The following is a 26,628-nucleotide window of genomic DNA, read 5'->3' as shown; positions in this document are numbered from 1 at the left end:
GATTTGCCAACAGACAGCCGACACGCGTATCGGCCCGCCGTCCCGCCGAATCACATGAGGTCGATCGGAAGCGTCTTGTCGAGCTTGTCGTGCCACGCGCGAATGGTCTTCGGCACCGTCTTTTTCCACGCCGGCACGTTCGAGTAGTAGCGCATCCGCACCTTGTCATGCGCATCGAACACGAGCAGCCCGATCCACAGATCGGTGCCCCGTTGCATCACGATCGCGGCGTTCGTCGTCGCGATGCCGCGCACCCAGTACGACGTCACGCTGGCGTTCAGGCCGTCGAGATCCTTCTCGTCCACGCTGGTGTTGATCATGTCGACGAGCGTCTGATAGTCGGCGCCGAGCAGCTTGTGCGCGACCGCGTTCTGCCGCGCGTCGGTCAGCACCTTCAGGGTCACGAGATCCGGTGGCGGACTCGCCTGCGCCTTCGATGCCGTCACGTAGTCGCCCGAATACGTGACGCCCGAACCGGCGCCGCAATCGCCATCGCTGCCCTGCTGCGCAACCTGCACGCGTGAGCCCTTTCGGCTGAAATCGAGCCGGCATTGATCCTGGCGAAACGTGCCGCGGTCGCCGTGCAGTTCGATATCGCCGCCGAGTCCGCCGGTATTCGCACCGTTGTTGCCGCTCAGTTCGAAGTGCAGGCGCGGCGCCGTGCCGGTGAACGTCAGCACGCCGCCGAACGACGGGTTGTCGCTGCCGCGATACCACGTCTGCTGCCACCGGTCGGCTGCAAGCGGCGCACCGTTCAGGCTCGCGAGCCGCTCGCGATAGCGATCGCTGACGCACAACACGTCGTTGCCGCAGCGGTCGCGCTGCTTGAGCCATTGCAACTGCGCGGCCTTCAACGCGGCCGTATCGCCGCCTTTCGCAAGCGCCTTCTTCCACGCCGCGGCCAGCTGACCGTCGAGCGACGACAGCGCGGGATCCGCGCAGATCGCCTTCTCGGTCGGCGAAGCGGCTTTCGTGCAGTCGAAGCCGGCCGCGTGCGCGGCCATCGGCGCCATCATCAGGACTGCCAAGATCATCGCGGATCGCAGGTTCGCGCGCCGCGCATGCCGGCCGTGCATCACGGTTTGCCCTCGCTCGCCGGCGCGAGCATTCGATCGGTTTTTCATTGTCATTGGACTCGTCGTGGATCGCAGCGAGTAGAAGCTACGTGCTCGATGCGATGTGAGGTAAAAACGCCCGGCCCGGCATGCGCTGCGGACCGTCGGCCCCGTCGAAGCCTAACGCGAATGCGCGCCGCCGATCAATCGCGTCCCCTGCCCTTTACCTCCGCACGCCCAGCCGCTCCGCCAGAAATCCGATGAACGTGCGCAGCGTGACGAACCCTTCCCGATGCTGCGGAAATACCGCGTTCAGCGTGATCGGCGACGGCGCATACGCGTCGAGCACCGGCACGAGCGCGCCGCTGTCGAGCGCCGCGCCGACGATGAAATGCGGCAGCAGCGCGATGCCGAGCCCCGCGATCGCCGCGTCGCGCACGACTTCGCCGTTGTTCGCGACGAGCGGCCCCTGCACGTCGAACGTGCGTGCCGCGCCGTCGATCCGGAATTCCCAGCCGACGCGCCGCTCTCGGCCGTATAGCAGGCACGTGTGCGCGGCAAGATCGGCCGGCGTGTCGGGCGTGCCCTGCCGCTTCAGGTAAGCGGGGCTCGCGCACGCGATCATCTTCCACGCACCGAGCGGGCGCGCGATCAGCGTCGAATCCTCGAGCGCGCCGATCCGCAGCACGAGGTCGAAGCCCTCGCCGATTAGATCGACGCGCCGGTCGGTCAGGTCGAGGTTCAGCCGCACGGCCGGATGCGCGGCCAGGAATTCGGCGATCAGCGGCGACACGTGCGTGATCCCGAACGACAGCGGCGCGCTGATCTTCAGCGAGCCATGCAGTTCGGTGCTGCGCACCGACATCGCCTGCTCGGCGTCGGCGACCTCGGCGAGGATCCGCTGCGCGCGCGCATAGAACTCCTGCCCCGATTCCGTGACCGCGAGATTGCGCGTATTGCGATGCAGGAGGCGCACGCCGAGCGACGCCTCCAGCGCCATCGTGCGCCGGCTCACGAATTGCTTGGACAGCATCAGTTGATCGGCCGCCGCCGTGAAGCTGCCCGCATCGACGGTCGACACGAAGATCCTGAGGTCGTTGAGTTCCATATTGTCCACCTGAAAGTGACAGTCATTATCTATACAACCATTTATTTGTCAAATCGATTGACCTAAGATTCATCTCAACGAACGGCCGGGCCCACTTTCGAGGTTCGGCGACTTCCAGGACAAAATCATGATCGAGACTCGTGCAGCAAACCAACGTGGCCACGCCGAGCATGGCTGGCTCAGCTCCCGTCACACGTTTTCGTTCGCGAACTACTACGATCCGAAGCAAGTCGGCTTCTCCGACCTGCTGGTGATCAACGACGACCGCGTCGCACCGGGCCGCGGCTTCGGCACGCACCCGCACCGCGACATGGAAATCCTGTCGTACGTGCTCGACGGTGCGCTGGAGCACAAGGATTCGATGGGCACCGGGTCGGTGATCGTGCCGGGCGACGTCCAGTTGATGAGCGCGGGTACCGGGGTGCGTCACAGCGAGTTCAACCACTCGCACGAGACGCCCGTCCACTTTCTGCAGATCTGGGTCGGACCGTCCGAGAAGGGTGCCGAGCCGCGCTATCAGCAGACGAATGTCGCGGAGGCCGACAAGCGTGGCAGGCTCACGCCGATCGTGTCGCCCGACGGTAACGGTGGCTCGCTGAAGATCCGCCAGGACACGCGGATCTACGCGGGCCTGTTCGACGGCGACGAGCGCGCCACGCTCGAACTGGCACCGGGCCGCTTCGCCTACGTGCATGTCGCACGTGGCAGCGTGACGGTCAACGGCGTGACGCTCGGCGAAGGTGACGGCGCCCGCATCCGCGACGAACAGGTGCTCACGTTCGCCGACGGCAAGGATGCCGAGGTGCTGGTATTCGACCTGCGCCCGGTCGAAGTGACGGCCGAATGGGCGTGACGCCCGTTCGGAAAACCAGGCCCCGCTGACCGCGGGGCCTTACCTTATCAATCGGAGATTCGCATCATGGCCAAGGTACTCGTTCTTTACTACTCGTCCTACGGGCACGTCGAAACGATGGCGCAGCACATCGCGGAAGGCGCGAAATCGGTGCCCGGCGTCGAGGTCACGCTCAAGCGCGTGCCGGAAACCATCCCCGCCGACCAGGCGAAGGCCATCGGCGTGAAGGTCGATCAGGCCGCGCCCGTCGCCACCGTGGACGAGCTCCCGAACTACGACGCGATCATCTTCGGCACGCCGACCCGCTTCGGCAACATGGCCGGCCAGATGCGCACGTTCCTCGACCAGACCGGCGGCCTGTGGATGAAGGGCGCGCTCGTCGGCAAGATCGGCAGCGTGTTCGCGTCGACCGGCACGCAGCACGGCGGCCAGGAAACGACCATCACGTCGTTCCATACGACGCTGCTGCACCAGGGGATGGTGATCGTGGGCGTGCCCTACGCCTGCAGCGGGCTCGTCAACATGAGCGAGATCACGGGCGGCACGCCGTACGGCGCGACCACGCTCGCGGGCGCGGACGGCAGCCGTCAGCCGAGCGCAAACGAGCTCGACATCGCGCGCTACCAGGGCAAGCACGTCGCGGAACTGGCCGTGAAGCTCGCGTCGTAACGCGGGTGCCGCCGGCCCCGGCAGGCCCGGGACCGCGGCACGCACACGAACGAACGGCGCCGGTCGAACCGGCGCCGTTCGTCATTGCGCGAACACCGGCCGTTACTGGCCCGATGCCGGCGCGGCAGGAGCGGGAGCGGGCGCCGCCTTCGTCGCGGGCGCCTTTTCGACCGCGTTCTGCGGGTAGTTGCTCTGGTCGTTGGTCAGCCGGTAGCCGCTGCCCGTGCCGATAGCGTTCAGGTCCTTCGCATGGCGCGCGCGGGCTGCCTTGCGGGCGGCCTTCTTCTGCGCCTTGTCGAGCTGCTTCTGCGTCGGCGCGGACGCCGGATCCTGCGCGTATGCCGCCGGCGCCGCGGTCAACAGCAGACCGAACGACGCCGTTACTGCCACTGCCACCGAAACCACGCGAAACTTCGTCATCGCCGGTTCTCCTTGTCGATTGTTGGATGTGGGTCGAACGCCGGCACGCACGCGACGGGTGTCGGCGTGCGACGACGGCGCCGATGCAACGTTAGCCGATCGTCGCACGAATGTCCGTGCCGGTTCCTGAATTCTCCTGATAACGGCAGCGATACGTGCGCGGCAGGCGCCCGGCCGGCCGGCGCGGCGCACGCGGCCATCAGGGAAACCGATAGTCTCGCGCGCGGACGGCGCGTGCCGCCGCTCAGATCCAGCGCGACAGCACCGGCAGCAGGATCGGCACGACGAACGCGGTCAGCACGCCGTTCAGCCCCATCCCGAGCCCCGCGAACGCGCCGGCCTCCTCGCTGACCTGGAACGCGCGCGCGGTGCCGATCCCGTGCGATGCGACGCCGAGCGCGAAACCGCGCACGGCCGGCTCCTCGATACGCAGCACGTTCAGGATTCCGCGTGCGCACACGGCGCCGAAAATCCCCGTCGAGATTACCAGCACCGCGGTCAGCGACGGAATCCCGCCGATCGCCTGCGCGACGGCCATCGCGATCGGCGTGGTCGCGGATTTCGGCGCGAGCGACGCGATCGTCTGATGCGACGCGCCGAACAGCGCGGCAATGCCGACCGCCGATACGATCGCGGTCAGCGAGCCCGCCAGCAGCCCGACGAGCAGCGGCACCGCGGCGCGCCGCAGCTTCGACCACTGGCGGTACAGCGGCAGCGCCAGCGCGACGGTCGCCGGGCCGAGCAGGAAGTGGACGAACTGCGCGCCCTCGAAATACGTCGGATACGGCGTGCGCGTGATCGTCAGCAGCACGACGATCAGCGCGACCGCGATCAGCACCGGGTTCGCGAGCGGGTTGAAGCGTGCGCGTGCATAGACGGCCTGTGCAATCAGGTAGGCGATCAGCGTGATCGTCAGGCCGAGCAGCGGGGTCGCGGCGAGGTAGACCCAGATCGCGCCGAGTTTCGGGAAGGCCGTCACGGCGTGCCCTCCGCCGCGCCGTGCCCGCGCCGCTGGCGGCGCAGCAGCGCGCGCGTGACGAGCGCCGTCACGGCGATCGCGAGCGACGTGCTGACCGCCAGCGCGACGACGACCGCGAGCGCATCGCCGCGCACGCGGTCGGCCGACACCATAATGCCGACGCCGGCCGGCACGAACAGCAGCGACAGATGGCGCAGCAGCTCGAGCGTGGTCGGCTCGATCGCGTCGGCCAACCGCGGCCGCAGCATCACGAAGCCGAACAGCAGCAGCATGCCGATCACGGGGCCCGGCACCGGCAGGCCGAACAGATAGGACACGCCTTCCCCGAGACACTGGAAGGTCAGCAAGACCGCGAACGCCTGCAGCATGAACCGCTTCTCCCGAACGTGGCCGCGCTACTGCGGTACCGGGTAGCCGCGCGGCCGATGGACCGGCTGTGAACGACGCCGGCGTGGACGATACGCGCGATCGTACCAACATTGAATGCCGCGCGGACGGCGGGACGTCATCGAGCCGGGGCGCAAGGGGGTCAGGATTCGTTGATCCCGTCGCCATGCGCCGAGCCGCGCGCCACCGCCCGCCCCGACGCGACCGAATGCGAGATGCACGACGCAGCCGATGCGTGCGGGACATGCGACCGCCCGCCCCGCCCGCGTCACAGCCGCACGATCGTCGATTTGAGCTCGGTGTATTTGTCGAGCGCGTGCAGCGACTTGTCGCGACCGTTGCCCGACTGCTTGTAGCCGCCGAACGGGAAGTTCATGTCGTCGCCGCCGTCGCCGTAGCAGTTGACCCACACCGTGCCGGCACGCAGGCGCCGCACGACCGTATGCGCCGTCGCGAGGTCGGCCGACCACACGGCCGCCGCGAGCCCGTACTCGGTATCGTTGGCGATGCGTACGGCCGTATCGACGTCGTCGAACGCGATCACCGACAGCACCGGCCCGAAGATCTCCTCGCGCGCGATCGTCGCCTGCGCGTCGACCTCGAACACGGTCGGCTCGACATAGAACCCGCCGGTGTCCTCGCGCACGCGCGCTCCGCCCGTCACGAGGCGTCCTTCCTCCCGTCCGATGCCGATGTAGCGCATCACGCGCTCGAGCTGCACGCGATCGACGATCGCGCCCATCGCCACCGCGGGATCGAGCGGATGCCCCGGTGCGAAGCGCCGCGACGCGGCGACCAGCCTATCGACGAACGCCTCCTTGATGTCGCGATGCACGAGCAGGCGCGAGCCCGCCGTGCACACTTCCCCCATGTTGAAGAAGATCGCATCGGCCGCCGCCTGCGCGGCGCGATCGAGGTCCGGGCAATCGGGCAGCACGAGGTTCGGCGACTTGCCGCCCAGTTCGAGCCAAACGCGCTTCAGGTTCGATTGCGCGGCGCACGCCATGATCTGCTGCCCGGTGCGCGCCGAGCCGGTGAACGCGATGCAGTCGACGTCGCGATGCAGCGCCAGCAGTCGTCCCGGCTCGGCGCCGCCGGGCACGACGCTGAACACGCCGGGCGGCACACCGGCGTCGCAGGCGAGCTGCGCGACGCGGATCGCGGTCAGCGGCGACTTCTCGGACGGCTTGAGCACCACGCTGTTGCCGGCCGCGAGCGCCGGCGCGAATTTCCACGCGGCCATCAACAGCGGAAAATTCCACGGCACGACCGCCGCGACGACGCCGATCGGCTCGCGCGTGACGAGCCCGACGAGATGACGGTCGGCCGGCACGACCTCGCCGCCGACCTTGTCGATCGCTTCGGCGTACCAGTCGACGCAATGCGCGGCGGCCGGCACGTCGATGGCCGTGGTGTCGGCAATCGGCTTGCCGGTGTCGAGCGTCTCGAGCAGCGCAAGTTCGTCGCGATGCTCGCGCATCAGCGCCGCCCAGCGCTGCAGCACGGCCTTGCGGGCACGCGGATTCATGCCGGCCCACGCCTGCGCGTCGAACGCGCGGCGCGCGGCCGCCACGGCCGCATCGACGTCGTCGGCGCCGCAGTCGGCCACGTGCGCGAGCACGCGGCCGTCGATCGGACTCACGCACGCGAACGTCGCCCCGCTGTGCGCGTGGCACAGGTCGCCGTTGATGAACGCGCGCGCTTCGATCCGCAGCACGGCCGCGCGGGCCTGCCAGTCTTCGAATGTGAATGGATTCATGGGTGTTCCCTTCCGGTCAAAAGTCGGTCATCACGATCCGGTCACCGGATCGATCGGCGTGAACGTGCCGGCGCGCGCCTCGATCGCCTCGCCGGCGGCGAGGCACAGCGCCTCCTGGAAGCGCCCGGCGACGAGTTGCACGCCCGTCGGCACGCCGTCGCGCACGCCGGTCGGCACCGACAGTCCCGGCAGCCCGAGCAGCGCGGTCGCCAGCAACGGCCCCTGCATGGCGACGATGTCGCGCATTGCGTCATCGCCGTGCTGGTCGGCATCGATCGCGAACGGCTGTGCACACGACACCGGCATCAGCAGCAGCGGGTAACGCGTGAAGAACTGCTGCCAGTCGCGCAGAAGAGCAGTCCGCCGCGCCAGGCCGTTCATGTAGCCGGCGAGGTCGAGCGGCGACGCGAGGCTGCGCTGGCTCGCGAACGCGGTCCGGATCGCCGCGTCGCCGTGCTGCATGATCACGTCGCCGAGCCCACCGCGCGCTTCGTTCGTCACGAGGTCGAGCCATAGCGCGCACGCTTCGGCGATCCGCGGCGGTTGCGCTTCCTCGACGACGCAGCCCGCCTCTTCCAGCCAGCGCGCGGCCTGCCGGACCGCTTCGACGACCACCGGGTCCGACGGCACGCCCGGCAGCGCCGGACACACGGCAACCCGTACCGGGAACGTCGCGTCGCGACCGGCCGGCGCGACCGGCATCCACCACGCGTCGCGCGCGTCGCCCACCGCCATCGCATCGAGCGCGAGGCGCAGGTCGCCGATCGTGCGCGCCAGCGGCCCTTGCACGGACGCGAGCTGCACGGCGAGCGTACGGTCCTTCGATTGCGTCGCGTTGTAGGCCGGAACGCGGCCGGTGCTCGGCCGCATCCCTGCGACGCCGCATGCGTAGGCCGGGTAGCGGATCGAACCGCCGAGGTCGTTGCCGTGCGCGATCGCGCCGATGCCGGCGGCGACCGCGGCGGCCGCGCCGCCGCTGGAGCCGCCCGGCGTCAGCGACGGATTCCACGGATTCGACGTGCGGCCGTGCAGCTCGTTGTCGGTGAACCACCGGTACGAAAACGCCGGCGCATTGCTGCGCCCGATCACGATCGCACCGGCGTTGCGCAGGTTCGCGGTCACCGGGCTGTCTTCCTGCGCGAGCAGACCGGCAAATGCGCGCACCCCGTTCGTCGTCGCGTGGCCGGCCGTGTCGACATTGATCTTTACCGTCACCGGCACGCCGTGCAGCGGGCCGACCGGCGCGCCTCGCGCGATCGCGGCATCGGCTTCGGAAGCCGCCTGCAACGCGCTGTCGGCTAGCACGTCGACGATCGCGTTGATGACGGGGTTCACCTGCTCGAGCCGCTGCAGGCAGCTGTGCACGAGTTCCGTCGACGACACGTCGCGCCGCGCGACGTACGCGGCCATCTCGGCCGCGCTCAGACGCCACAATTCCTGGGTCATGGGATGCTCCTCGTTGATGATTGGATCGGGTTGACTCGGCCTCGCGCTACGCGCGCGACGGCTCGGCCTGCGGCGCATGCGACGCGTAGATCTTCCGGCACGTCTCGACGACCTCCCACGTGCCGCGAAAACCCGGCGGAATCACGAAGCGGTCGCCGGCGCGCAGCACGCGCTCGCCGCCGTGCGCACCGCGCACGATCGCGACGCCGCTCAGCATCTCGCAGTACTCCGACTCGTCGTAGTCGATCGTCCAGCGTCCGGGCGTGCATTCCCAGATCCCGCAACTGAACTGCCCGCACGGGCTGATGTAGTGATGCGACAGTGTCTGCATCGGATTGCCGTCGAGCAGCAGCCCGGCCGGCACGCGGCTTTGCGTGAGCCGGGCCGGCGCCTGCATCAGGTCGACGAGACGGGTGACGTGGGTCATGAATGCCTCCAGCGCATGAGTGAATGGTTCAAAACGATTCATTGCCGCGCGCTCGAGCAAGCCGCGCCGCACGGGTCAAAGCAGATCCATCGTCCGGTGCCATGCCATCGCGAGCGCCAGCATCGGCGTGCGCAGCGCGCGGCCGCCCGGAAAGTCGCGATGGCGAATGCGGCCGAACAGGTCGAAACGCGCAGCCTGTGCGTCGATCGCTTCCGCGATCAGCCGCCCCGCGAGACCGGTCACGTTCACGCCGTGCCCGGAGAAGCCCTGCGCGAAATACACGGTCGGCTCGAGCCGCCCGAAATGCGGCGCGCGATTCATCGTCGCGTCGATCAGGCCGCCCCACGCATAGTCGATCCGCACGTCGGCGAGTTGCGGGAACGTCTTCAGCATGTCGCGCCGCATCGCCTTCGCGAGATCGCGCGGGGTACGCGTCGAGCTGCTCGCCTTGCCGCCCCACAGCAACCGGCGATCGCGCGTCAGCCGGAAATAGTCGAGCGCCGAATTGCAGTCGCTGATCGCCGCGTCGGCCGGCATCGTTTCGGCCGCGCGTGCGTCGCCGAGCGGCTCCGTCGCGATCACGTAGGTCGCCACCGGGATGATCTTGCGTGCGAGCGCCGGCGCCAGCTGCCCGAGGTACGCATTGCCGGCCAGCACGACGTAGCGGGCGTCCACGTGGCCGCGCGCGCACCTGACGCGGTGATACGGCGCGGCACGCTCGAGCGCGAGCGCCGGCGTGTCCTCGTGGATCGTCACGCCGGCCGCGCGCGCCGCGCGTGCGAGGCCGAGCGTGTAGTTCAGCGGATGCAGGTGGCCGCTGCCTTCATGACGCAGGCCGCCGACGTAGCGGTCCGAAGCGACGAAGCGCCGCATGTCGGCACGTTCGACGATGTCGTAGCCGCGATAGCCGAAGCGGCTCACCGCGGTGTCGCGCCATTTGCGCAGCGCGTCGATGTGGCGCTTCTTGTTCGCGGCCGTCAGATAACCGAGGGTCAGGTCGCAATCGATGCCGTGGCGCTCGACCCGCTGCCGGACGAGATCGACCGATTCGAGCCCCATCGCCCATATCTGCCGCACGTCGTCGGCCGGCAGATAGGCCGAGAACGTATCGATGTCGCACGAGTACCCGGCGATCAACTGGCCGCCGTTGCGACCGCTGGCGCCCCAGCCGATCCGCGACGCCTCGACGAGCACGACCGAATGGCCGCGCTCGGCGAGATCGAGCGCCGCGGTGAGACCGGTGAGCCCGCCGCCGATCACGCACACGTCGGCCGACACGGCTCCATCAAGCGCCGGATGGCGGGTTCGGTCGTTGGCGGTATCTGCATAGTACGACTGAATATGTTGCTGATTTTCGAACTTGAGCATGAGTGACAATCGCTAACGGCGTCGCGTCAGAACGCGTAGATGAGTTGGGTCGCGAGCAGGTCGTTCGACTTTGCATACGACCCGTCGTGACGCAGGAATACCTTGTTGCTCGCCCAGTCGTGCCGATACTCGACCTTGACCGTCACTTGCTGGGTCGGATAGAACAGCAGGTCGAATGCGGCCGCCTGCCGCGTCGCGCCCTTGCACTCGAAGCCGACGCCGCCGTTCGCCTTCGACATCGCGAGGCAGTCCGCGTCGATGCCGAAGCCGTTGTACGGATCCATCCCGTTGCCGTTCAGGCCGATCGACGATCCGCCGCCGCCGTTCCTGCGGTTGACGAGCAGGTCGTAGCGCAACGTCGCGCCCATGCGGCCGACCACCGGCACGTTGAACTTGCGATGCGCGAGCAGCGACAACCCGAACCACTGCGCAAGCCCGCCGTTGAACGCGCCGTGCTGCTGCTGGCCGTAGTCGAACTCCGCGTTGTACTGCGCATCGGCGAGCGTGTAGGTCGCATCGGCTTCCGCGAAGAAAAACGTGCCGTATGCGCCGGGCGCATTGCCGCCCACGCCGTAGTGCACATTCCCGGTGGCCGGGTCGATCGCACTCGGCAGCGTCTGGCGGCCGATGTTGATCGACCCGCCGATATCGAGCGCACTGCCGCGCATGTAGTCGACGCGCGCGGTGAAGGTGGGCACCTTGTTGCTCGTCGTGATCGGATCGCCGAGTGCGTTCACGCCGGTCTGCGTGACGGCGCCCGCGCTGCGGAACTGCTCGTTGCCGACGAAGAACTTCCACGCCCACTGCCCGCTCGGGCTCAGGTAGTTGATGCCCGCGCCGATCGACGAACCCGGATCCGAGAAGTCGTACAGCAGGTTGTGCGTGAGCGTGAGCATCTGGTTCGACTGCTGGTACTCGTAGCCGCCGAAGCCGAGCACCAGCCCGCCGATGAACGCGGTCGTACCCGACAGCGGCACCGTGACGACGGCCGTGTTCACGATGTCGAGACCGCTCGCGCCGCTGCCCGTCATCATCGACAGGCCGGCGCCGCGGTTCGGCATCAGCGTGATTTCAGCGGACGGCGCGCTCGGCCCGACGCCGAACGTCTTCTTGATGTCGAGGAATACGTCGCCGAACGTGCTGTTGTAGTAGGTGTACGCGCTCTCGTGGTTCGCGAACTGGAACGACGACGTGCCAGCGCCCCGGTTGTACACGTAGGTCGGATCGAGGTAGCCGGTCACCGACAACCCGGCGATCGGGCCGGTGCGCGCGGCGTCGGTGAGCGAGTCGACCTTCAGCTGCTGGTTCGCGACCTGTTGACGGATCTCGGTCACGTCGTCGTTGGTCAGCACCGCAGGCGCGTGCCCGTAGCCGGACGCCGACGGGTCGGCCGCGGGCGTACTCGCCGCCGCAGCCGACGAAGCCGGCGCGGCCGCCGGTTTCGCGGCGAGTTGCGATTGCAGCTCGCTCATCTGCCGCTGCAGCACGGCGAGCTGCTGTTGCAGCACCCTGATCTGCTCGGCGCTCGAACTCGCGACGGCCAACCCCGGCAACGCACCGGCAATCAGCGCGCACAGCATCTTCTTTTTCATCCAACGTCTCCTTGTCGTTCTTCACTTCACGGGATGCGGTGCGGGGTCGCGGCGCGCGTGCACGGCCGACGCGCGAGCGGGCGGCAAGACCGTCGGTGCAGACGGTGCGTCCGGCGCGCAGGCCGCGTGCCACGCACGGGCGTCGCGGGCTTGCCGTCGCTCGCGCGCCAGCATCGAGCGGTTCACGACGACGACGCCGATCGTCACGACCGTGATGAACACCGTCGCGAGCGCGTTCATCTCCGGGTTCAATCCGAGCCGCACGCGAGAGAACACGACGAGCGGCAGCGTCGTCGAACCGGGGCCCGACAGGAAGGCGGAAAGAATGACGTCGTCGATCGACACGGTGAACGCGAGCAGCCAGCCGGACACCAGCGCCTGCGCGATCAGCGGCAGCGTGATCACGAAGAACACTTTCAGCGGCCGGGCACCGAGGTCGAGCGCGGCTTCCTCGATCGAGCGATCGAGCTCCTTCACGCGCGACTGCACGATCACCGCGACGAACGACAGGCACAGCATCACGTGGCCGATCCAGATCGTCAGCCAGCCGCGCCCGGCGGGCCAGCCGAAGGTCTGCTGCATCGCGACGAACAGCAGCAGCAGCGAGATGCCCTGGATCACTTCGGGAATCACCAGCGGCGCGTTGATCATTGCCGCATAGAGCGTGAAGCCGCGAAAACGCCCCATGCGGGCCAGCACGAAGCCGGCCCAGGTGCCGATCGCGACCGACGCGGTCGCCGTCAGCACCGCGATCTTCAGCGACAGCCACGCGGCCGTCAGCAGTTCGTCGTCGTGCAGCAGCGCGCCGTACCAGCGAAACGAGAAGCCGGACCACACCGTCACGAGCTTCGACGCGTTGAACGAATAGACGACGAGGCTCGCGATCGGCACGTACAGGAACAGGAAGCCCACGCCCAGCACGCAGGCGGACAACAGGCGATTCGCGCGGGTCATGAGCGCCCCTCCGCTTCGGCCTGGCTGTAATGGAGCAGCGCCATCGGCACGAGCAGCAGCGCCACCATCGTCACCGTCACCGCGGACGCCATCGGCCAGTCCATGTTGTTGAAGAACTCGTCCCACATGACGCGACCGAGCATCAGCGTGTTCGCGCCGCCGAGCAGTTCCGGGATCACGTATTCGCCGACGGCCGGGATGAACACGAGCAGGCTGCCCGCGACGATTCCGTTGCGCGACAGCGGCAGCGTGATGCGCCAGAACGCGGACCACGGCGTCGCGCCGAGATCGTGCGCGGCCTCGAGCAGCGTGAGATCCATCTTCACGAGATGCGCATAGAGCGGCATCACCATGAACGGCAGGTACGAATAGACCATCCCGATGTAGACGCCCGCGTCCGTGTGATAGAGGCGCAGCGGTGTCGCGATCACGCCGAGCGCCACCAGCGCGCGATTCAGCAGGCCGTCGTCCTTCATGATTCCAACCCATGCATAGACGCGAATCAGGAACGACGTCCAGAACGGCAGCATCACGGCCATCATCAGCAGGTTGCGGCGTGCCGGCGCCGCGCGGGCGATGCAGTACGCGATCGGATAGCCGGCGAGCACGCACATCAGCGTCGACGCGGCGGCCATCTTCAGTGAACTGACGTAGGTTTTCAGATACAGGTCGTCCTGCAGCAGCAACGCGTAATGCTTCAGCGACAACACGAACTGGACCGTGCCGGCTTCGAGCCGTGCGAGCGCGGTATACGGCGGAATGCCGAGCATCTGGTCCGCGAAGCTGATCTTCAGCACCAGCACGAACGGGAGCGCGAAGAAGATCGTGAGCCACAGGAACGGCACGCCGATCGCGACGCCGCGGCCCGACGGCAGGAAGCGCGACAGCGCGGCGAAGCGGCCGGCGCCGGCGTTTGCTGCACCGGCGGAAACCGGCGCGGACGGAGTGGAAGCGGAAGTTCTGATCATGTCGTCCTCACTGCGTCAGCACGACGCCGCTGGCCGGCGACCACGACACAAACACGTCGTCGTTCCACGATGGCGCGCCGTCGTGCAGCAGGTGCGAGCTCGACAGGTTCGACACGACCGTCTTGCCGCTCGGCAGCCGCACGTGATACAGCGAGTAGCTGCCCATGTACGCGATGTCGGTCACGACGCCGCGCGCCCAGTTGTGATGCGAGCCGGGCTTGTCGCGCGACACATGCACGCGCTCGGGCCGCACCGAGATGCCGACGGGCATCCCCAGCGGGCCGGTCACGCCGTGGCTCACATACATGCGCGCCTCGAGGTCGTCGCTCTCGACGAAGATGTGATCGGGCTCGTCCTCGACCACGCGCCCTTCGAACAGGTTGGTCGAGCCGATGAACTCGGCCGAGAAGCGGCTGTTCGGGTATTCGTACACTTCGCCGGGCGTGCCGATCTGCACGATTTTGCCTTCGCTCATCACCGCGAGGCGGCTCGCCATCGTCATCGCCTCTTCCTGATCGTGCGTGACCATCACGCAGGTCACGTCGACCTTCTCGATGATGTTCACGAGTTCGAGCTGGGTCTTCTGGCGGATCTTCTTGTCGAGCGCGGACATCGGTTCGTCGAGCAGCAGCAGCTTCGGCCGCTTGACGAGCGAGCGAGCCAGCGCGACGCGCTGCTGCTGGCCGCCGGACAACTGGTGCGGCTTGCGCTTCGCGTACTTGCTCATCTGCACGAGCGCGAGCGCGTCGGCCACGCGTTCCTTGATCTCATTCTTCGGCGTGCCTTCCTGCTTCAGCCCGAACGCGACGTTCGACTCGACCGACATGTGCGGGAACAGCGCGTACGACTGGAACATCATGTTCACCGGGCGGCGGTACGGCGGCAGCGACGCGAGGTCTTCGCCGTCGACGAGGATCTTGCCGGAGGTGGCCGTCTCCAGCCCGGCGAGCATGCGCAACAGCGTGGACTTGCCGCAGCCCGAGCTGCCGAGCAGCGCGAACAGCTCGTTCTTCGCGATCGTCAGGTTCACGTTGTCGACGGCGGTGCTGTCGCCGAATTTCTTCACGACGTTTTCGATGCGCACGAACGCATCGTGCGCGGGCCGGCTGCGATGGCCGGCGGCGGCCGGCCGGGCGTATACGATGGAATCCATGATCGTCGCCCTCAACCGCCTGACTTCAGCTGCAGCCACAACCGGTTCTGCATCCGCGCGATGTCGGCGCTGCGCGGCATCGCGAGCGACGTCTTCGCGAGCGTGCCGTCCGGCAGGTAGATGCCCGAATCCTGCGCGATCGCCGGCGTCACGAACGATTTCGCGGCCTTGTTCGCGCTCGGATAGAAGATCTCGTTCGTGATCGCCGCGTTGGTCTTCGGCTCCTCGATGTAGTTGATCCACTTCAGCGCCGCTTCCGGGTGCGGCGCATCCTTCGGAATCGCCATCACGTCGAACCACAGCAGGCCGCCTTCCTTCGGATTCACGTAGCGGATTTCGTACGGACGCTTCGCGTCGAGCGTGCGCCGACGCGCGACGCTAACGTCGCCGGACCAGCCGAGCACGACGCACACGTCGTTGTTCGCGAGATCGTCCGCATAGCCGGCCGAGCTGAACTGCGTCACGTACGGGCGGATCTTCTTCAGCACGTCGTAGGCGGCCTGGTAGTCGGCCGGATTCTTGCTCTCCGGATCCTTGCCCAGGTACTGCAGCGCGGCCGCGAACGCGGCATCCGGCGCATCGAGCAGAGATGCCGCAGCCTTTGAGCTTCGCCGCGTTCGCGGGATCGAACAGCAGCGCCCAGCTGTCGGTGGGCGCGTTCTCGCCGAGCCGCTTTTTCACTGCGTCAACGTTGTAACCGATGCCCGTCGTGCCCCAGGCCCACGGCACGCCGTACTGATTGCCCGGATCGGCCTTCGCGATCATCTTCATCAGCACCGGATCGAGATTCGCGAGATTCGGCAGCTTCGACTTGTCGAGCTTCTGGTACACGCCGGCCTGGATCTGCTGGGCGAGATAGTTCGACGTCGGCACGACGATGTCGTAGCCCGAGCTGCCCGCGAGCAGCTTGGTCTGCAACGTGTCGTCGCTGTCGTAGCTGTCGTAGCGCACCTTGATGCCCGTCTGCTTCTCGAAGTTGGGCACCGTGTCGCTTGCGATGTACTGGGACCAGTTGTACACGTTCAGGTTGGCGTCGCCCGCATGGGCGGACCGGCTGGTCGCGAGGGCCAGCCCCGCGGACGTGACGAGCGCGGCGCACAGGGCCGCGCGACGACGGGAACGGATACGCATGGGGATTCTCCTTGTGATGGGTATCGGCCCTGGCGCCATGTCCGGGTCCGGACTCGCGTCAACGCCGTCAAGCGGTGTTCAGCACAAGGGTCAATGTAGAGATCGCGGCCCGCACCGTCAGTCGTGAAAACCGGGACAAACGTCATCGCCGTTCGCGGTCGTTTGGGTAGATTCCCGCGTAGGCAGTCGAAAATATTCGTGATACCTGTAGCGCCACCTGACTTCTTCGACATCCGACGCCATGAGCGCTGCGCTTTCCACCCCCGATCTCCCGCTGAGTCACGTCGCATTCGTGACGGATACGCTCGGCGATATCGCGCAAGCGATCGGGACGCCGCAGTTCATGCGCGCCGTGTACGACACGCTCGTGCGCTACGTCGATTTCGACGCGGTACATCTCGACTACGAACGAAGCGCGGCGTCGGGCCGGCGCAGCGTCGGCTGGATCGGCAGCTTCGGCCGCGAGCCGGAGCTCGTCGCGCAGGTGATGCGCCACTACTACCGAAGCTATGCGAGCGAGGACCTCACGTATGCGGCCATCGACAGCGAAAGCGACACGCAATTGCTGCAGGTGTCGTCGCAGCGGGTCGCGAGCGAGCTGCGGCACCTGTTCTTCGACGCCGGCGACATTCACGACGAATGCGTGATCGCGGGCGTGACGGGCGGCACGCGCTACTCGATTTCGATCGCGCGGTCGCGGCGGCTGCCGCCGTTTTCGCTGAAGGAACTGAGTCTGCTGAAGCAGCTGTCGCAGGTCGTGCTGCCGATGGCGTCCGCGCACAAGCGGCTGCTCGGCGCTGTCTGTGCGGACGAAGGGCCGCGCGACGAACTCGATCTCGACCGCGTCGCGCAATGGCTGCCGGAACTGCAGGACCGGCTGACCGCGCGCGAGATGCATGTGTGCGCATCGTTCATCCAGGGCATGACGTCGGCGGCGATCGCGCAGTCGATGGGGCTCAAGACGTCCACCGTCGATACCTATGCGAAGCGCGCGTTCGCGAAGCTCGGCGTCGATTCGCGCCGGCAGCTGATGGCGCTCGTGCTCAGGAATGCATCGCGTCGGCACGATGCGTGAGGGCCCGGCAAGCGCGCCGCCGTCAGGTTGCGCACGCAACTATATGGCGATACGCCGCCCCGCCTCATAACGATCCGACAATTTATTGGTTCCCTTGACGATGCGCCGTCCGTATCGTTCACCGACTCGTCAGACCTATCGACCAACGGGGGAATCCAATAATGAAACGAATCCGGACATTCGCGCTGCTCGCCCTGCCGGCCTCGCTCCATGCCGCCGGCGCGCACGCGCAAAGCAGCGTCACGCTGTACGGCATCGCCGATGCGGGTATCGCCTACGTGCACAACGTGCGGAACGCGAACGGCAGCAATGCGTCGAACCTCGTCAGGTTCAGCAGCGGCAACCTGTCCGGCAGCCGCTGGGGGCTGCGCGGCATCGAGGATCTCGGCGGCGGGCTGTCCGCGCTGTTCCAGCTCGAGAACGGCTTCAACCTCGGCACCGGCGCGCTCGGCCAGGGCGGCCGCGAATTCGGCCGCAAGGCCGTCGTCGGCCTCGCGAGCAACACCTACGGCACCGTGACGCTCGGCCGCCAGTACGATCCGGTCGTCGATCTCGTGCAGGGCCTCACCGAGGACAACTACTTCGGCGGTGTGTTCTCGACGCCGGGCGACCTCGACAACTACGACAACAGCCTGCGCGTCAGCAACTCGGTGAAATACACGAGCCCGTTGATCTCCGGCTTCCAGTTCGCCGCGCTGTACGGCTTCGGCGGCGTCGCGGGCGCGACCGGCAACGGCCGCACCTACAGCTTCGGCCTGAGCTATGCGAACGGGCCGCTGTCGCTCGGCGCCGGCTACTTCTTCGCGAACGGCGGCTCGACGGTCGCGAGCGGCGTGCGCACGTGGTCGAGCAGTTCGGACACGCTGTTCAACACCGTGATCAACCAGGGCTTCTCGAGCGCGAAGTCGATCCAGATCGTGCGCGTGGCCGGCCAGTACGTGGCCGGGCCGGCGACCTTCGGCCTCGCGTATTCGAACACGCAGTACGGCGCGGACACGCTGTCGGCCTTCACGCAGAACGCGAAGTTCAACAACGGCTCGGCGTTCTTCAACTGGCAGTTCTCGCCGGCGCTGCGCGCGGGCGTCGGCTACAACTACACGTCGCTGACGGGCCCGGCCTCCGCGCACTACAACCAGGTGAACCTCGGCGCGGACTACGCGCTGTCGAAGCGCACCGACCTGTATGCGCTATTCGGCTACCAGAAGGCGAGCGGCAATACGTTGAATGCGAGCGGCGCGATCGTGAAGGCCGCGGCATCGGTCGGCTCGTATGGCGTGAACTCGGGCACCGATACGCAGGAACTCGCGATCGTCGGCATCCGCCACAAGTTCTGACAGCGCACGTCGCCTCGCGCCGCGCCGGTGGACGCACGTTGCGATGTGCGTCCGCCACGCGCCGTGTTACTCAGGTCTAATGCCGTCGCATCCCGCCGAATCCGTGGCCGCCGCCTACGAAGGCTGGGCCATGGTGAAAGCCCGCGCCCATCGGAACGCCGACGTGGCCATGCCCGACCCCGTCGAAGTGACTGAAGTGACCGAAGTGGTCGAAGTGATGGCGATGATGGAAGCGGTCGATGAAGACGAAACTCACGCCCGTTCCGACGAAAACCGCCGGCCCCCAGTACCACGGGTCGGTGTACGGATAGGCGGTATCCGGATACCACACGATGCTGCCGTCCGGGCTTTGCACCATCTGCCAGGTGCCGTCGCTTTGCCGACACGCGCGCCCGACGATCTGCTGTTCCGTGCCGTCGATTTCCGCCTGCGCGACGACCGCACGACAACGGGCGCCTTCGTCCGCCGAGTCGTCGCCGTACGTTTGCGCAAGGACGCACACCGAACACCCGAGACAGACTACGCCCATCCCGAACCGAAACAAGTTGCACATGATCGGCTCCTGCATTATTGCCCCCGACCATTCGACCCTTGGCGTCACGCACGGCGCCGGCTTCGTATAGGGTCACCCGACGATTGAACGACTGGGTATGGCGAATTATTCCAGGGGTCGTGATGCGAAAGCGCGACGCGGCAACCGCCGTCGATCAGGCGCGCGGCGAGCGCCGCACGATGCAGTAGACGCCCGCGGCGGTCACGCCGAAGGCCAGATGGGCGACCAGCGTGATCGCGCCGCGCACCGGAACGAACCACGGAAAGATCGCGGTGAACGCGTGCAGATTGACGCCGTAGAGAACGAGTCCGAACACGCCGCCCGCGAGCAGCGCGGCGCCGGCCGACAGGTTGCGGACCAGCTTCGCCAGCACGGCCGCATAGGCCAGCGACAGCGCGGCGTGCACCAGCGTCGCCACGCCCATGATCAGCGGATCGAACCCCGAGGACGCGCCGAGCACGGCTCGCCCCATCACGATGGCGGCCGTCAGGCGCGCATCGCGCAGCAGGTTGTGAATCGCATCCTCGCCGGCGATCGGCCAGAGCATCAGCTCGATGACGGTCGAGCCGACCGCCGCGCCGAACGCGGCCCACAGAATCGGCACCGGACCGTTCCGTTTCAAGCGTCCTCCGCGATGGCCACTCGCCGCAAGGCGGGGCCTACAACGGACGTTCGCAGTCCGTCCAGTACGCGAACGGATCGCGATGCTTCGGATAGTGCTCGTCGAGCCATTTCAGCAACGTCGCACGCGCGTTGTCCATGTCGGCCTTCGACGACGACGTCGTCAGCTCGTGCACCTCGACGGACTTTTCCCGATCCATCACATAGCAGTTCCAGTCCGGGCCGTCGCCATCCGGATCGTCGGACGCCTTCGACGACTTGCCCCAGCCGAACCCCTTGCGCGCATCGATGTAGTAGCGCGGATGCACTTTCAGATACGACATCTCGCCGCCCTGCAGGCTGCTTTCCGCGCGCAGCACGTCGCGCTCGTCGACGATCTGCGTGACGTCCGGAAGCCGGCGCGAGCGCCACCCGGCCGGCAGCGTCGCCGTCGCGCGGACCGCGTCGTACGCACCCCACGTGAGGCCCCACGCTTCGGCCATGCGCTTCATGAACGCATCCGCGCCCGGATAGCCGCGCAGCTGGATCCGCGTCGACAACGTGACTTCGACCCGGCCGTCGGGGCCGGCGGGGTCGCCTGCCGCTTCGAACGGGTTGCCCGGACGCGACGCGCGCTGCTGCGCGTCCGCGGGCGCCATGCCCGAAAACAGCTGGTCGAGCGCCGCACGCGCTTTCGACGACTTGTCTGGTCTATTCATTACTCACTCTCTCCCTCTGCATCCGTACGTCTGCAGAAACTGTCGATTCTCATTCATTATCGGATTTCGCGTTTTTCCGCGATCGCATTGTCAATCATCCGGCATCCCGGGTCGAGCCGCGGCGACGTCAGGCGCCCTTCGACGCGCGCGCCGGCGGCTGCACCGCCTGCCCCAGCGCCGCCCGCATCCGCTCCATCAGCGCGAGCACCTCCGGACGATTCTCGCCCTTCGCATGCACGAAGTGATACTTGAGCGGCGACTCGACCTCATGCCGGCTCACGCGGACGAGCGCGCTGCGCTCGAGATACGCATCCGCGAGCGGCATCCGCGCGAGCGCCACGCCGAGCCCAGCTTCGGCCGCCGCGAGCACCAGGTTGTAATCCTCGAAGCGGCGATCCTGCGCGCGCGGCTTGAACGGAATGCCGAGCGCGTCGAACCAGGTACGCCAGCCGGTCACGTCGGAATCGTGCAGCAGCGGCATCTCGAGCAGCGCGGCGTCGCCGCTTCGACGGCGCAGCGCGGCCAGTTGCGCGGCGAGCCGCGGATGCGCGACCGGATGGAGCGTCTCCGGCATGAACTCGCGGGTTTCGAGCTGACGCCAGTTGCCGCGCCCGTAGCGGATCGACAGATCCGCTTCGCCGGCGGCGATATCCACGTTGCGCACTTCGATACCGAGCTCGATGCGCAACGCGGGCACTTCGCTCTCGAGTGCATGCTGCCGCTCGAACAGCCAGAGCTGCGCGAATGCCGGCACCACACTCAGCTTGACGAGGCGCGGCGTACGCGGCGAGCGCCACTGGTCGGCCGCGCCGTCGATGATCGTGAACGCCTGTTCGATCCGGCCGACGAAGCGCTGGCCGTCCGGCGTGAGGCGCACGCCGCGCGCATGGCGTTCGAACAACGCCATGCCCAGCCAGTTCTCGACGGCGGCCACGCGCCGGCTGATCGCGCCGTGCGTGACGCCGGACACGTCGGCGGCCGCCAGAAACGAACCGTGGCGCGCCACCATGCAGACAGTCTCCAGGCTCGCCAGCGGCGGCCGCGAGCCGGGTGCCGGCGTGACGGCCGGCAGCGCGTCCGCCACACGCCGAGACGTGCGCGCCGAGCCGTCGGCCCGGCGCCGCACCGAGCTGTGAGCCATATTCATATTCGGATGTTGATCTGTGCGCTAGCTTAACATCTCGCCAGCCCGCAGCATTGTCGCATGAACACCCTTTCCTCCTCGTCGCGCAGCGCGCGACAGCCGCTCGTCGCGGCCGGCGCGGTGGCGTTCACGATCGTCTCGTGGGCCTCCGCTTTCCCGTTCATCCGGATCGGCCTGCACGGGCTGGCGCCGCTGCAACTCGCGGCCGGGCGCTTCGCGACCGCGGCCGTGCTCGTGATCGCATGGCTGGCGTGGCGGCGGCCCGCGAAGCCGTCGACACGCGACGCGTTGCGCTTTCTCGTCTGCGGGTTTCTCGGCATCGCGCTCTACAACGCGCTGCTCAATACCGGCGAGCAAACCGTGTCGGCCGGCGCGGCGAGCTTCATCGTCAATACGCTGCCGATCTTCACGGCGCTGCTGGCCGCGGTGTTTCTGCACGAACGCTTCAATCGCTGGGGATGGCTCGGTTCGCTGCTCAGCCTGGCCGGCATCGCGGTGATCGCGCACGGACAGCCCGGCGGGCTCGTGCTCGGCTCGGGGAGCACGCTGATCCTCGGCGCGGCGCTGTGTTCGGCCAGTTATTTCGTGCTGCAGCGGCGGCTGATTCCCGTGTACGGCGCGCTGCCCTGCGCCGCGTATACGCTGCTGGCCGGCGCGCTCCTGCTCACGCCATGGTTGCCCGGCGCACTCGTGTCGCTCGGCGGCGCGTCGCATGACACGATGCTGGCCGTGCTGGTGCTCGGCGTCTTTCCCGCCGCGCTGGGTTACGCAACCTGGACTGTCGCGCTCGGCTACTTCGGCGCGGCGCGCGCCGCCAATTTTCTCTATCTGACGCCGGCGGTCGCGACGGCATTGTCGATCGTGCTGACCGGCGAGCGGCCCGGCATCGAGACGGTGTGCGGCGGCCTGCTGGCGATTGCGGGCGTGATAGTCGTCGCGTTGCGTGGGCGGATGTAGGCTCACGATTTCGTCGAACGGCAAAGACCGATCCGAAGAACGATCCGACGAACGATCTGACAGCGGTCCGGTCATGCCGGGCCCGGTTGTCTGCAAAGCTGAACGCACACGCCGCTCATATCGACCCGCACCAATTCGCCGACGCGGCCCGACTTGACCGTTAGTTGCATCAAACGAATGGCGATGAAAGTGTGCAGACAAACCGACCGAACAGTTCGCGATTGATTGCATCGCACTGTCCATGGCCATCGGCATCCGCCCGGTCGAATAATCGGAGCAATCGACAGCGGCGCGAAACGGCCACCAACCTGCACGACGGGCCGGCGCAACAACGGCGCTATCGCCTCACATTTGCGCAAGGCTACGCAATTCGGCGCAGCGGGCGCATACGCGTTCGGATATATTCATACCAATTGCGTGTCGTCTGACGAAAGCATCCCGCTCGCTCGGGAACCGCTCGGCGCCGGCGTTTTCGTCGACGTCGAGAGCCGGCGGCATGCAAGCCGGCCCCCTCACGGGTCATGGAAATTCGTCCGGCACGTCGATCGCCTCACAAGGGCGCGCAAGCGGCCGGACGGCGCTAGAAATATCAATCAACGGAGATGGCAGATGGAACGAAGCACTGTCGGCATGCGCTGCAAACCCCTGATCACCGTCGCACTGGCAGCCGCCGCATTCGCGGCCGCGTCGGGCGCGATGGCCGACCAGGTCGTGAAGATCGGCAGCGTCGAACCGACGACGGGCGGCATTTCGCACCTGGGCAAGGACAACGAGAACGGTGCGCGCCTCGCGGTCGAGGAAATCAATGCGAAGGGCCTGACGATCGGCGGCAAGAAGATCACACTGCAGCTCGACGCGCAGGATGACGCGGCCGACCCGCGCCAGGCGACGCAGGTCGCGCAGAAGCTCGTCGACGACAAGGTCGTCGCCGTCATCGGCCACCTGAACTCGGGTACGTCGATCCCGGCGTCGAAGATCTACAGCGACGCGGGCATCGTGCAGATCTCGCCGTCGGCCACGAACCCGACCTATACGCAGCAGGGCTTCAAGACGACCTACCGCGTGGTCGCGACCGACGCGCAGCAAGGCCCGGCGCTCGCGAGCTACGCGCAGTCGAAGGGGGTGAAGAGCGTCGCGGTGATCGACGATTCGACCGCGTACGGCCAGGGCCTCGCGAACGAATTCGAGAAGAAGGCGAAGGCGCTCGGCCTGAAGGTGCTGTCGCACGACGCGACCAACGACAAGGCCGTCGACTTCCGCGCGATTCTCACGAAGGTCAAGGGCGAGAACCCGGACGCGATCATGTACGGCGGCATGGACGCCACCGGCGGCCCGCTCGCGAAGCAGGCAAGGCAGCTCGGCCTGCGCGCGAAGATCCTGTCCGGCGACGGCGTGTGCACCGACTCGCTGGCCGAGCTGGCCGGCCCGGCCGCCGACAACGTGCTGTGCTCGCAGGCGGGCGCCGCGCTCGAGAAGATGCCGGGCGGCGCGGCATTCCTCGCGAAGTACCAGAAGCGCTTCAACCAGGGCATCAAGTTCGATGCGCCGTTCGCGTACGACGCAGTTTACATCGCGGTCGACGCGATGAAGCGTGCGAACTCGACCGACCCGGCGAAAGTGCTCGCCGCGATGCCGTCGACGAAGTACGAAGGCGTGATCGGCACGACGACGTTCGACGCGAAGGGCGACCTGACGCACGGGATCATCTCGATCTACGGCTACAAGAGCGGCAAGAAGACCTTCCTCGACCAGGTGAAGATGTAACCCGCGGCGACGCCGGCACGACGGGCACGCCACCCGTCGGCGCCGGCGCCGCCCGGGTCGATTCGCGTTTTGCGGAGATGAAGCGACATGTGTGCAATGGCGTATACGGAATTCCAACAGGAGTTGAAGAAAGCGCAGTTGACGGCGCGGGAATTCGCCCGTCTGATCCGGATGAACGAAAGTTCCATCACGAACTATTCGAGCAAGGGCACCGTCCCCTCCCACCTTGCGGTCATCGCGACACTCATCGGCGCGCTCGCCGCGCACGAGATCGATTTCCGGCACGTGATCGGCAACACGGCGATCGAACCGAAACGCCCGCGCGGCGTCGGCTCGTTTCCGGCGGCGGGCAGCACGCCGGCCGGGAAAAAGAATCGCGGCGCGTCGTGATCGGCCACGCCTGACAGCGGCGCGCCCGATCGGCGCCGCGACATCCGGCGCGGCCTGGCGCAAGTAAACGGCGCTCCATTGTTGCGGGCCGCGCGCGGCCCGCATCGCAATGCGTACCCGTCAGGCAGCGGTCTGATCCTTCTCGAGCAGCGCAGCCAGCGCTGCCCGTTCCGACCAGTTGCTGCGACCGTCGCGTCTGATTACCGGCGATGCCGCTTGCATCGTCTCCACGTGTCGTCTCCTGAGTTTTCTTCTAGGCGATTCGTTCGGCGGTTGATGCAGATGCCTCCCGCTTCACCGCACCGCCGTCGGCCGACGCCGGCGGCTCGCCGAGGATTTCGCGCAGATGCGCAAGCACCTCTGCGCGATGAGAGTCGATGAAAAAGTGCTCGCCGCCGAACACCCGAACGCCGACCGGCAACGATGAATACCGTTGCCATTCGCCCAGATCGTCGAGTGCGACCAGCGCATCGTCGGCACCGGCGAGCACATGGATCGGGACCGGCACCGCGCGAATCGCCGCGCGCCAGGTTTCCCGGCACTCGAGGTCCGCACGGATCGTCGGCAGGAATAGATCGATGAACGCATCCGCATCCAGCATCCCCGCGGGCAGCCCTTCCAGCAGATTCAGTTCCTGCACCAGTTCGTCGCGGGGCAAATCATGCAGCCGGCGCCGACGTCGCGACGGCAGATGCGGCGCCGCGCATCCGGACACAGCCAGCGCCGACGGCGGCATGCCGACGTCGACGAGCCGGCTCGCCAGCTCGAGCGCCAGCGCGCCGCCCATGCTGTGTCCGAACAGCACGACGCCCGCGTCGGCAAGGGGAAGCAGGCTTGCCAGGACATGGTCGGCGAGCGCGCCCATCGTGCGCAACGGCGGCTCGCGGAACCGCGCGCCGCGCCCGGGCAGTTCGACAGCGCACACTTCGACGTCGTCCGGCAACCCGGCATGCCAATGGGCGTACGCGGAAGCGTTGCCGCCGGCGTACGAGCAGCACACAAGCCGGATACGCGGCGCGCGGACCGGCATGAAGACTTTCAACGCTGCGGTCGGAGTCATGAGTGTTGGGGTGGGGAGGTCGGGTTCATCGGTCGATCAAGCGCCGGCCACGCGCCGGACGCGTACGTCAAGCAGGCGAGCCGGTATGCCGGCGCGCTTCCCACAGCGCTTCCATGCGCGCGGTAACGGCCGGCAGCTGATCGCGCGTCACGCAATACCTGACCGTACGCAGCGGCGTGCGCAGGATCGGCAGATCGAACACGCCCTCTCCTTGCGCGTCGATGCCGAGCCGCGCCTTGACCCGATTGGCGCCCACGTTGTCGGCCGGCGACTCGAACCGGATCGAATCGAGCGAGAAACGCGCGAAGAATGCCGCCATCGCCTTCACGTACGACACGATGCCGATGCCGAGCCGCCGATGTTCCGGGCTCCAGATATGCGCGTGCATGACGCCGCTCACATACTGCCCCGGCGCCGCCCCGGCACGCGGCTCGAGATGCGTGAGTTCGTGCACGCCGACGGTCTGTCCGTTCAGCGCGACGCTCAGGATCGCGTTGCGCGGCATGTCGGCGCGCGCGTCCCGCTCGATGTTGAGCGCGAGCATGTCGCGCATCTGGCGGCGGCCGGGCAGCCGCGCCGGGTCGACGCCCATTTCGATCAGATGGCTGTCGCCGCTGTCGTACCAGTACGCGATGAAGCCGTCGATGTCGGTGCTGTCAAAATTTCGTACCTCAATATCCGCTACGTCGATCACGCCACGCTCCATTTGTCGCTTCGCCGCGGTCGACCGGGCCTTTCGTGCCCGCGTCGGGCCATGCCGTGA

Annotated in this window: 26 protein-coding genes and 1 pseudogene; 7 read left to right on the top strand and 20 right to left on the bottom strand. The window is 67.3% G+C overall.

The window, feature by feature from the left end:
• Positions 1 to 50: 50 nt before the first annotated feature.
• Positions 51 to 1,076 carry a lysozyme inhibitor LprI family protein gene (locus SB771_RS30745; protein WP_175662263.1) on the bottom strand — a complete coding sequence of 342 codons (1,026 nt, stop codon included), beginning with the start codon at positions 1,074 to 1,076 and terminating at the stop codon, positions 51 to 53.
• Positions 1,077 to 1,278: 202 nt separating this feature from the next.
• Positions 1,279 to 2,163: a LysR family transcriptional regulator gene (locus SB771_RS30740; RefSeq protein ID WP_126224182.1), complete on the bottom strand. Its 885-nt coding sequence runs from the start codon at positions 2,161 to 2,163 to the stop codon at positions 1,279 to 1,281.
• Positions 2,164 to 2,290: 127 nt separating this feature from the next.
• Here SB771_RS30740 and SB771_RS30735 point away from each other — a divergent pair, with 127 nt between their 5' ends.
• Positions 2,291 to 3,016: a pirin family protein gene (locus tag SB771_RS30735; RefSeq protein WP_105830166.1), complete on the top strand. Its 726-nt coding sequence runs from the start codon at positions 2,291 to 2,293 to the stop codon at positions 3,014 to 3,016.
• Between the two features lie 66 nt (positions 3,017 to 3,082).
• Complete coding sequence (gene wrbA / locus SB771_RS30730) at positions 3,083 to 3,685, top strand: NAD(P)H:quinone oxidoreductase (protein ID WP_011660955.1); 603 nt, start codon at positions 3,083 to 3,085, stop codon at positions 3,683 to 3,685.
• 102 nt (positions 3,686 to 3,787) lie between these two features.
• On the opposite strand, the gene SB771_RS30725 is transcribed toward wrbA, so the two are convergent.
• From SB771_RS30725 to SB771_RS30670, 12 genes and pseudogenes are all read right to left on the bottom strand, one after another.
• Positions 3,788 to 4,105: a hypothetical protein gene (locus SB771_RS30725; RefSeq protein WP_006750589.1), complete on the bottom strand. Its 318-nt coding sequence runs from the start codon at positions 4,103 to 4,105 to the stop codon at positions 3,788 to 3,790.
• 244 nt (positions 4,106 to 4,349) lie between these two features.
• Positions 4,350 to 5,084 (bottom strand): LrgB family protein, encoded by a 735-nt coding sequence (locus tag SB771_RS30720; RefSeq protein ID WP_175662184.1) that lies wholly within the window; start codon positions 5,082 to 5,084, stop codon positions 4,350 to 4,352.
• A complete protein-coding gene (locus SB771_RS30715) occupies positions 5,081 to 5,452 on the bottom strand; it encodes a CidA/LrgA family protein (RefSeq protein ID WP_175662185.1) in 372 nt (123 codons plus the stop codon). The genes SB771_RS30720 and SB771_RS30715 overlap by 4 nt, the downstream gene beginning before the upstream one ends.
• Before the next feature lie 287 nt (positions 5,453 to 5,739).
• The gene (locus SB771_RS30710; protein ID WP_175662186.1) at positions 5,740 to 7,230 is read right to left on the bottom strand and encodes an aldehyde dehydrogenase; all 1,491 of its coding nucleotides are present in this window, start codon (positions 7,228 to 7,230) and stop codon (positions 5,740 to 5,742) included.
• Between the two features lie 30 nt (positions 7,231 to 7,260).
• Positions 7,261 to 8,676, bottom strand: coding sequence for an amidase family protein (locus SB771_RS30705; RefSeq protein WP_175662187.1), 1,416 nt, complete (start codon positions 8,674 to 8,676; stop codon positions 7,261 to 7,263).
• Positions 8,677 to 8,722: 46 nt separating this feature from the next.
• Positions 8,723 to 9,103 (bottom strand): cupin domain-containing protein, encoded by a 381-nt coding sequence (locus SB771_RS30700; RefSeq protein WP_175662188.1) that lies wholly within the window; start codon positions 9,101 to 9,103, stop codon positions 8,723 to 8,725.
• Positions 9,104 to 9,178: 75 nt separating this feature from the next.
• Entirely contained in the window at positions 9,179 to 10,471 is a 1,293-nt protein-coding gene (locus tag SB771_RS30695) for an NAD(P)/FAD-dependent oxidoreductase (RefSeq protein WP_175662189.1), read from the bottom strand.
• 26 nt (positions 10,472 to 10,497) lie between these two features.
• A complete protein-coding gene (locus SB771_RS30690) occupies positions 10,498 to 12,063 on the bottom strand; it encodes a DUF3138 family protein (RefSeq protein ID WP_175662190.1) in 1,566 nt (521 codons plus the stop codon).
• A 21-nt stretch (positions 12,064 to 12,084) separates the two neighbouring features.
• Positions 12,085 to 13,017, bottom strand: a complete 933-nt coding sequence (locus tag SB771_RS30685; RefSeq protein ID WP_175662191.1) for an ABC transporter permease subunit — start codon at positions 13,015 to 13,017, stop codon at positions 12,085 to 12,087.
• Positions 13,014 to 13,982 carry an ABC transporter permease subunit gene (locus SB771_RS30680; RefSeq protein ID WP_175662264.1) on the bottom strand — a complete coding sequence of 323 codons (969 nt, stop codon included), beginning with the start codon at positions 13,980 to 13,982 and terminating at the stop codon, positions 13,014 to 13,016. The genes SB771_RS30685 and SB771_RS30680 overlap by 4 nt, the downstream gene beginning before the upstream one ends.
• Positions 13,983 to 13,992: 10 nt before the next feature.
• Positions 13,993 to 15,138: an ABC transporter ATP-binding protein gene (locus tag SB771_RS30675; RefSeq protein ID WP_410721229.1), complete on the bottom strand. Its 1,146-nt coding sequence runs from the start codon at positions 15,136 to 15,138 to the stop codon at positions 13,993 to 13,995.
• 11 nt (positions 15,139 to 15,149) lie between these two features.
• Positions 15,150 to 16,269, bottom strand: a pseudogene (locus tag SB771_RS30670) (polyamine ABC transporter substrate-binding protein).
• A 241-nt stretch (positions 16,270 to 16,510) separates the two neighbouring features.
• On the opposite strand from SB771_RS30670, the gene SB771_RS30665 reads away from it, so the two are divergent.
• Entirely contained in the window at positions 16,511 to 17,344 is an 834-nt protein-coding gene (locus SB771_RS30665) for a helix-turn-helix transcriptional regulator (RefSeq protein WP_175662192.1), read from the top strand.
• Between the two features lie 161 nt (positions 17,345 to 17,505).
• Positions 17,506 to 18,678, top strand: a complete 1,173-nt coding sequence (locus SB771_RS30660) for a porin (RefSeq protein ID WP_175662193.1) — start codon at positions 17,506 to 17,508, stop codon at positions 18,676 to 18,678.
• Between the two features lie 76 nt (positions 18,679 to 18,754).
• On the opposite strand, the gene SB771_RS30655 is transcribed toward SB771_RS30660, so the two are convergent.
• The 4 genes from SB771_RS30655 to SB771_RS30640 all read right to left on the bottom strand — a co-directional run bounded on the left by SB771_RS30655 (position 18,755) and on the right by SB771_RS30640 (position 21,697).
• Positions 18,755 to 19,231 carry a hypothetical protein gene (locus SB771_RS30655; RefSeq protein ID WP_175662194.1) on the bottom strand — a complete coding sequence of 159 codons (477 nt, stop codon included), beginning with the start codon at positions 19,229 to 19,231 and terminating at the stop codon, positions 18,755 to 18,757.
• Positions 19,232 to 19,385: 154 nt separating this feature from the next.
• Complete coding sequence (locus SB771_RS30650; RefSeq protein ID WP_006749735.1) at positions 19,386 to 19,853, bottom strand: hypothetical protein; 468 nt, start codon at positions 19,851 to 19,853, stop codon at positions 19,386 to 19,388.
• A gap of 37 nt (positions 19,854 to 19,890) precedes the next feature.
• Entirely contained in the window at positions 19,891 to 20,550 is a 660-nt protein-coding gene (locus SB771_RS30645) for a hypothetical protein (RefSeq protein ID WP_006749736.1), read from the bottom strand.
• Positions 20,551 to 20,677: 127 nt separating this feature from the next.
• Complete coding sequence (locus SB771_RS30640; protein ID WP_175662195.1) at positions 20,678 to 21,697, bottom strand: LysR substrate-binding domain-containing protein; 1,020 nt, start codon at positions 21,695 to 21,697, stop codon at positions 20,678 to 20,680.
• 57 nt (positions 21,698 to 21,754) lie between these two features.
• Between SB771_RS30640 and SB771_RS30635 the strand changes: the two genes are divergently transcribed.
• The 3 genes from SB771_RS30635 to SB771_RS30625 all read left to right on the top strand — a co-directional run bounded on the left by SB771_RS30635 (position 21,755) and on the right by SB771_RS30625 (position 24,805).
• Positions 21,755 to 22,651, top strand: a complete 897-nt coding sequence (locus SB771_RS30635) for a DMT family transporter (RefSeq protein ID WP_175662196.1) — start codon at positions 21,755 to 21,757, stop codon at positions 22,649 to 22,651.
• A gap of 609 nt (positions 22,652 to 23,260) precedes the next feature.
• Positions 23,261 to 24,415, top strand: coding sequence for a branched-chain amino acid ABC transporter substrate-binding protein (locus tag SB771_RS30630; RefSeq protein ID WP_006756574.1), 1,155 nt, complete (start codon positions 23,261 to 23,263; stop codon positions 24,413 to 24,415).
• An 87-nt stretch (positions 24,416 to 24,502) separates the two neighbouring features.
• Positions 24,503 to 24,805 (top strand): XRE family transcriptional regulator, encoded by a 303-nt coding sequence (locus SB771_RS30625; protein WP_175662197.1) that lies wholly within the window; start codon positions 24,503 to 24,505, stop codon positions 24,803 to 24,805.
• 253 nt (positions 24,806 to 25,058) lie between these two features.
• Here SB771_RS30625 and SB771_RS30620 read toward each other — a convergent pair whose 3' ends face one another.
• Positions 25,059 to 25,835, bottom strand: a complete 777-nt coding sequence (locus tag SB771_RS30620; protein ID WP_244096865.1) for a thioesterase II family protein — start codon at positions 25,833 to 25,835, stop codon at positions 25,059 to 25,061.
• A 97-nt stretch (positions 25,836 to 25,932) separates the two neighbouring features.
• The gene (locus tag SB771_RS30615) at positions 25,933 to 26,559 is read right to left on the bottom strand and encodes a hypothetical protein (protein ID WP_175662199.1); all 627 of its coding nucleotides are present in this window, start codon (positions 26,557 to 26,559) and stop codon (positions 25,933 to 25,935) included.
• Positions 26,560 to 26,628 lie beyond the last annotated feature (69 nt).

The organism is Burkholderia sp. SIMBA_051 (assembly GCF_046534915.1).
In the GTDB taxonomy this organism is placed as follows: Bacteria; Pseudomonadota; Gammaproteobacteria; order Burkholderiales; family Burkholderiaceae; genus Burkholderia; species Burkholderia ambifaria.
The sequence above is the reverse complement of the archived record's forward strand: the minus strand, read 5'-3'. Positions and strand labels throughout refer to the sequence as shown.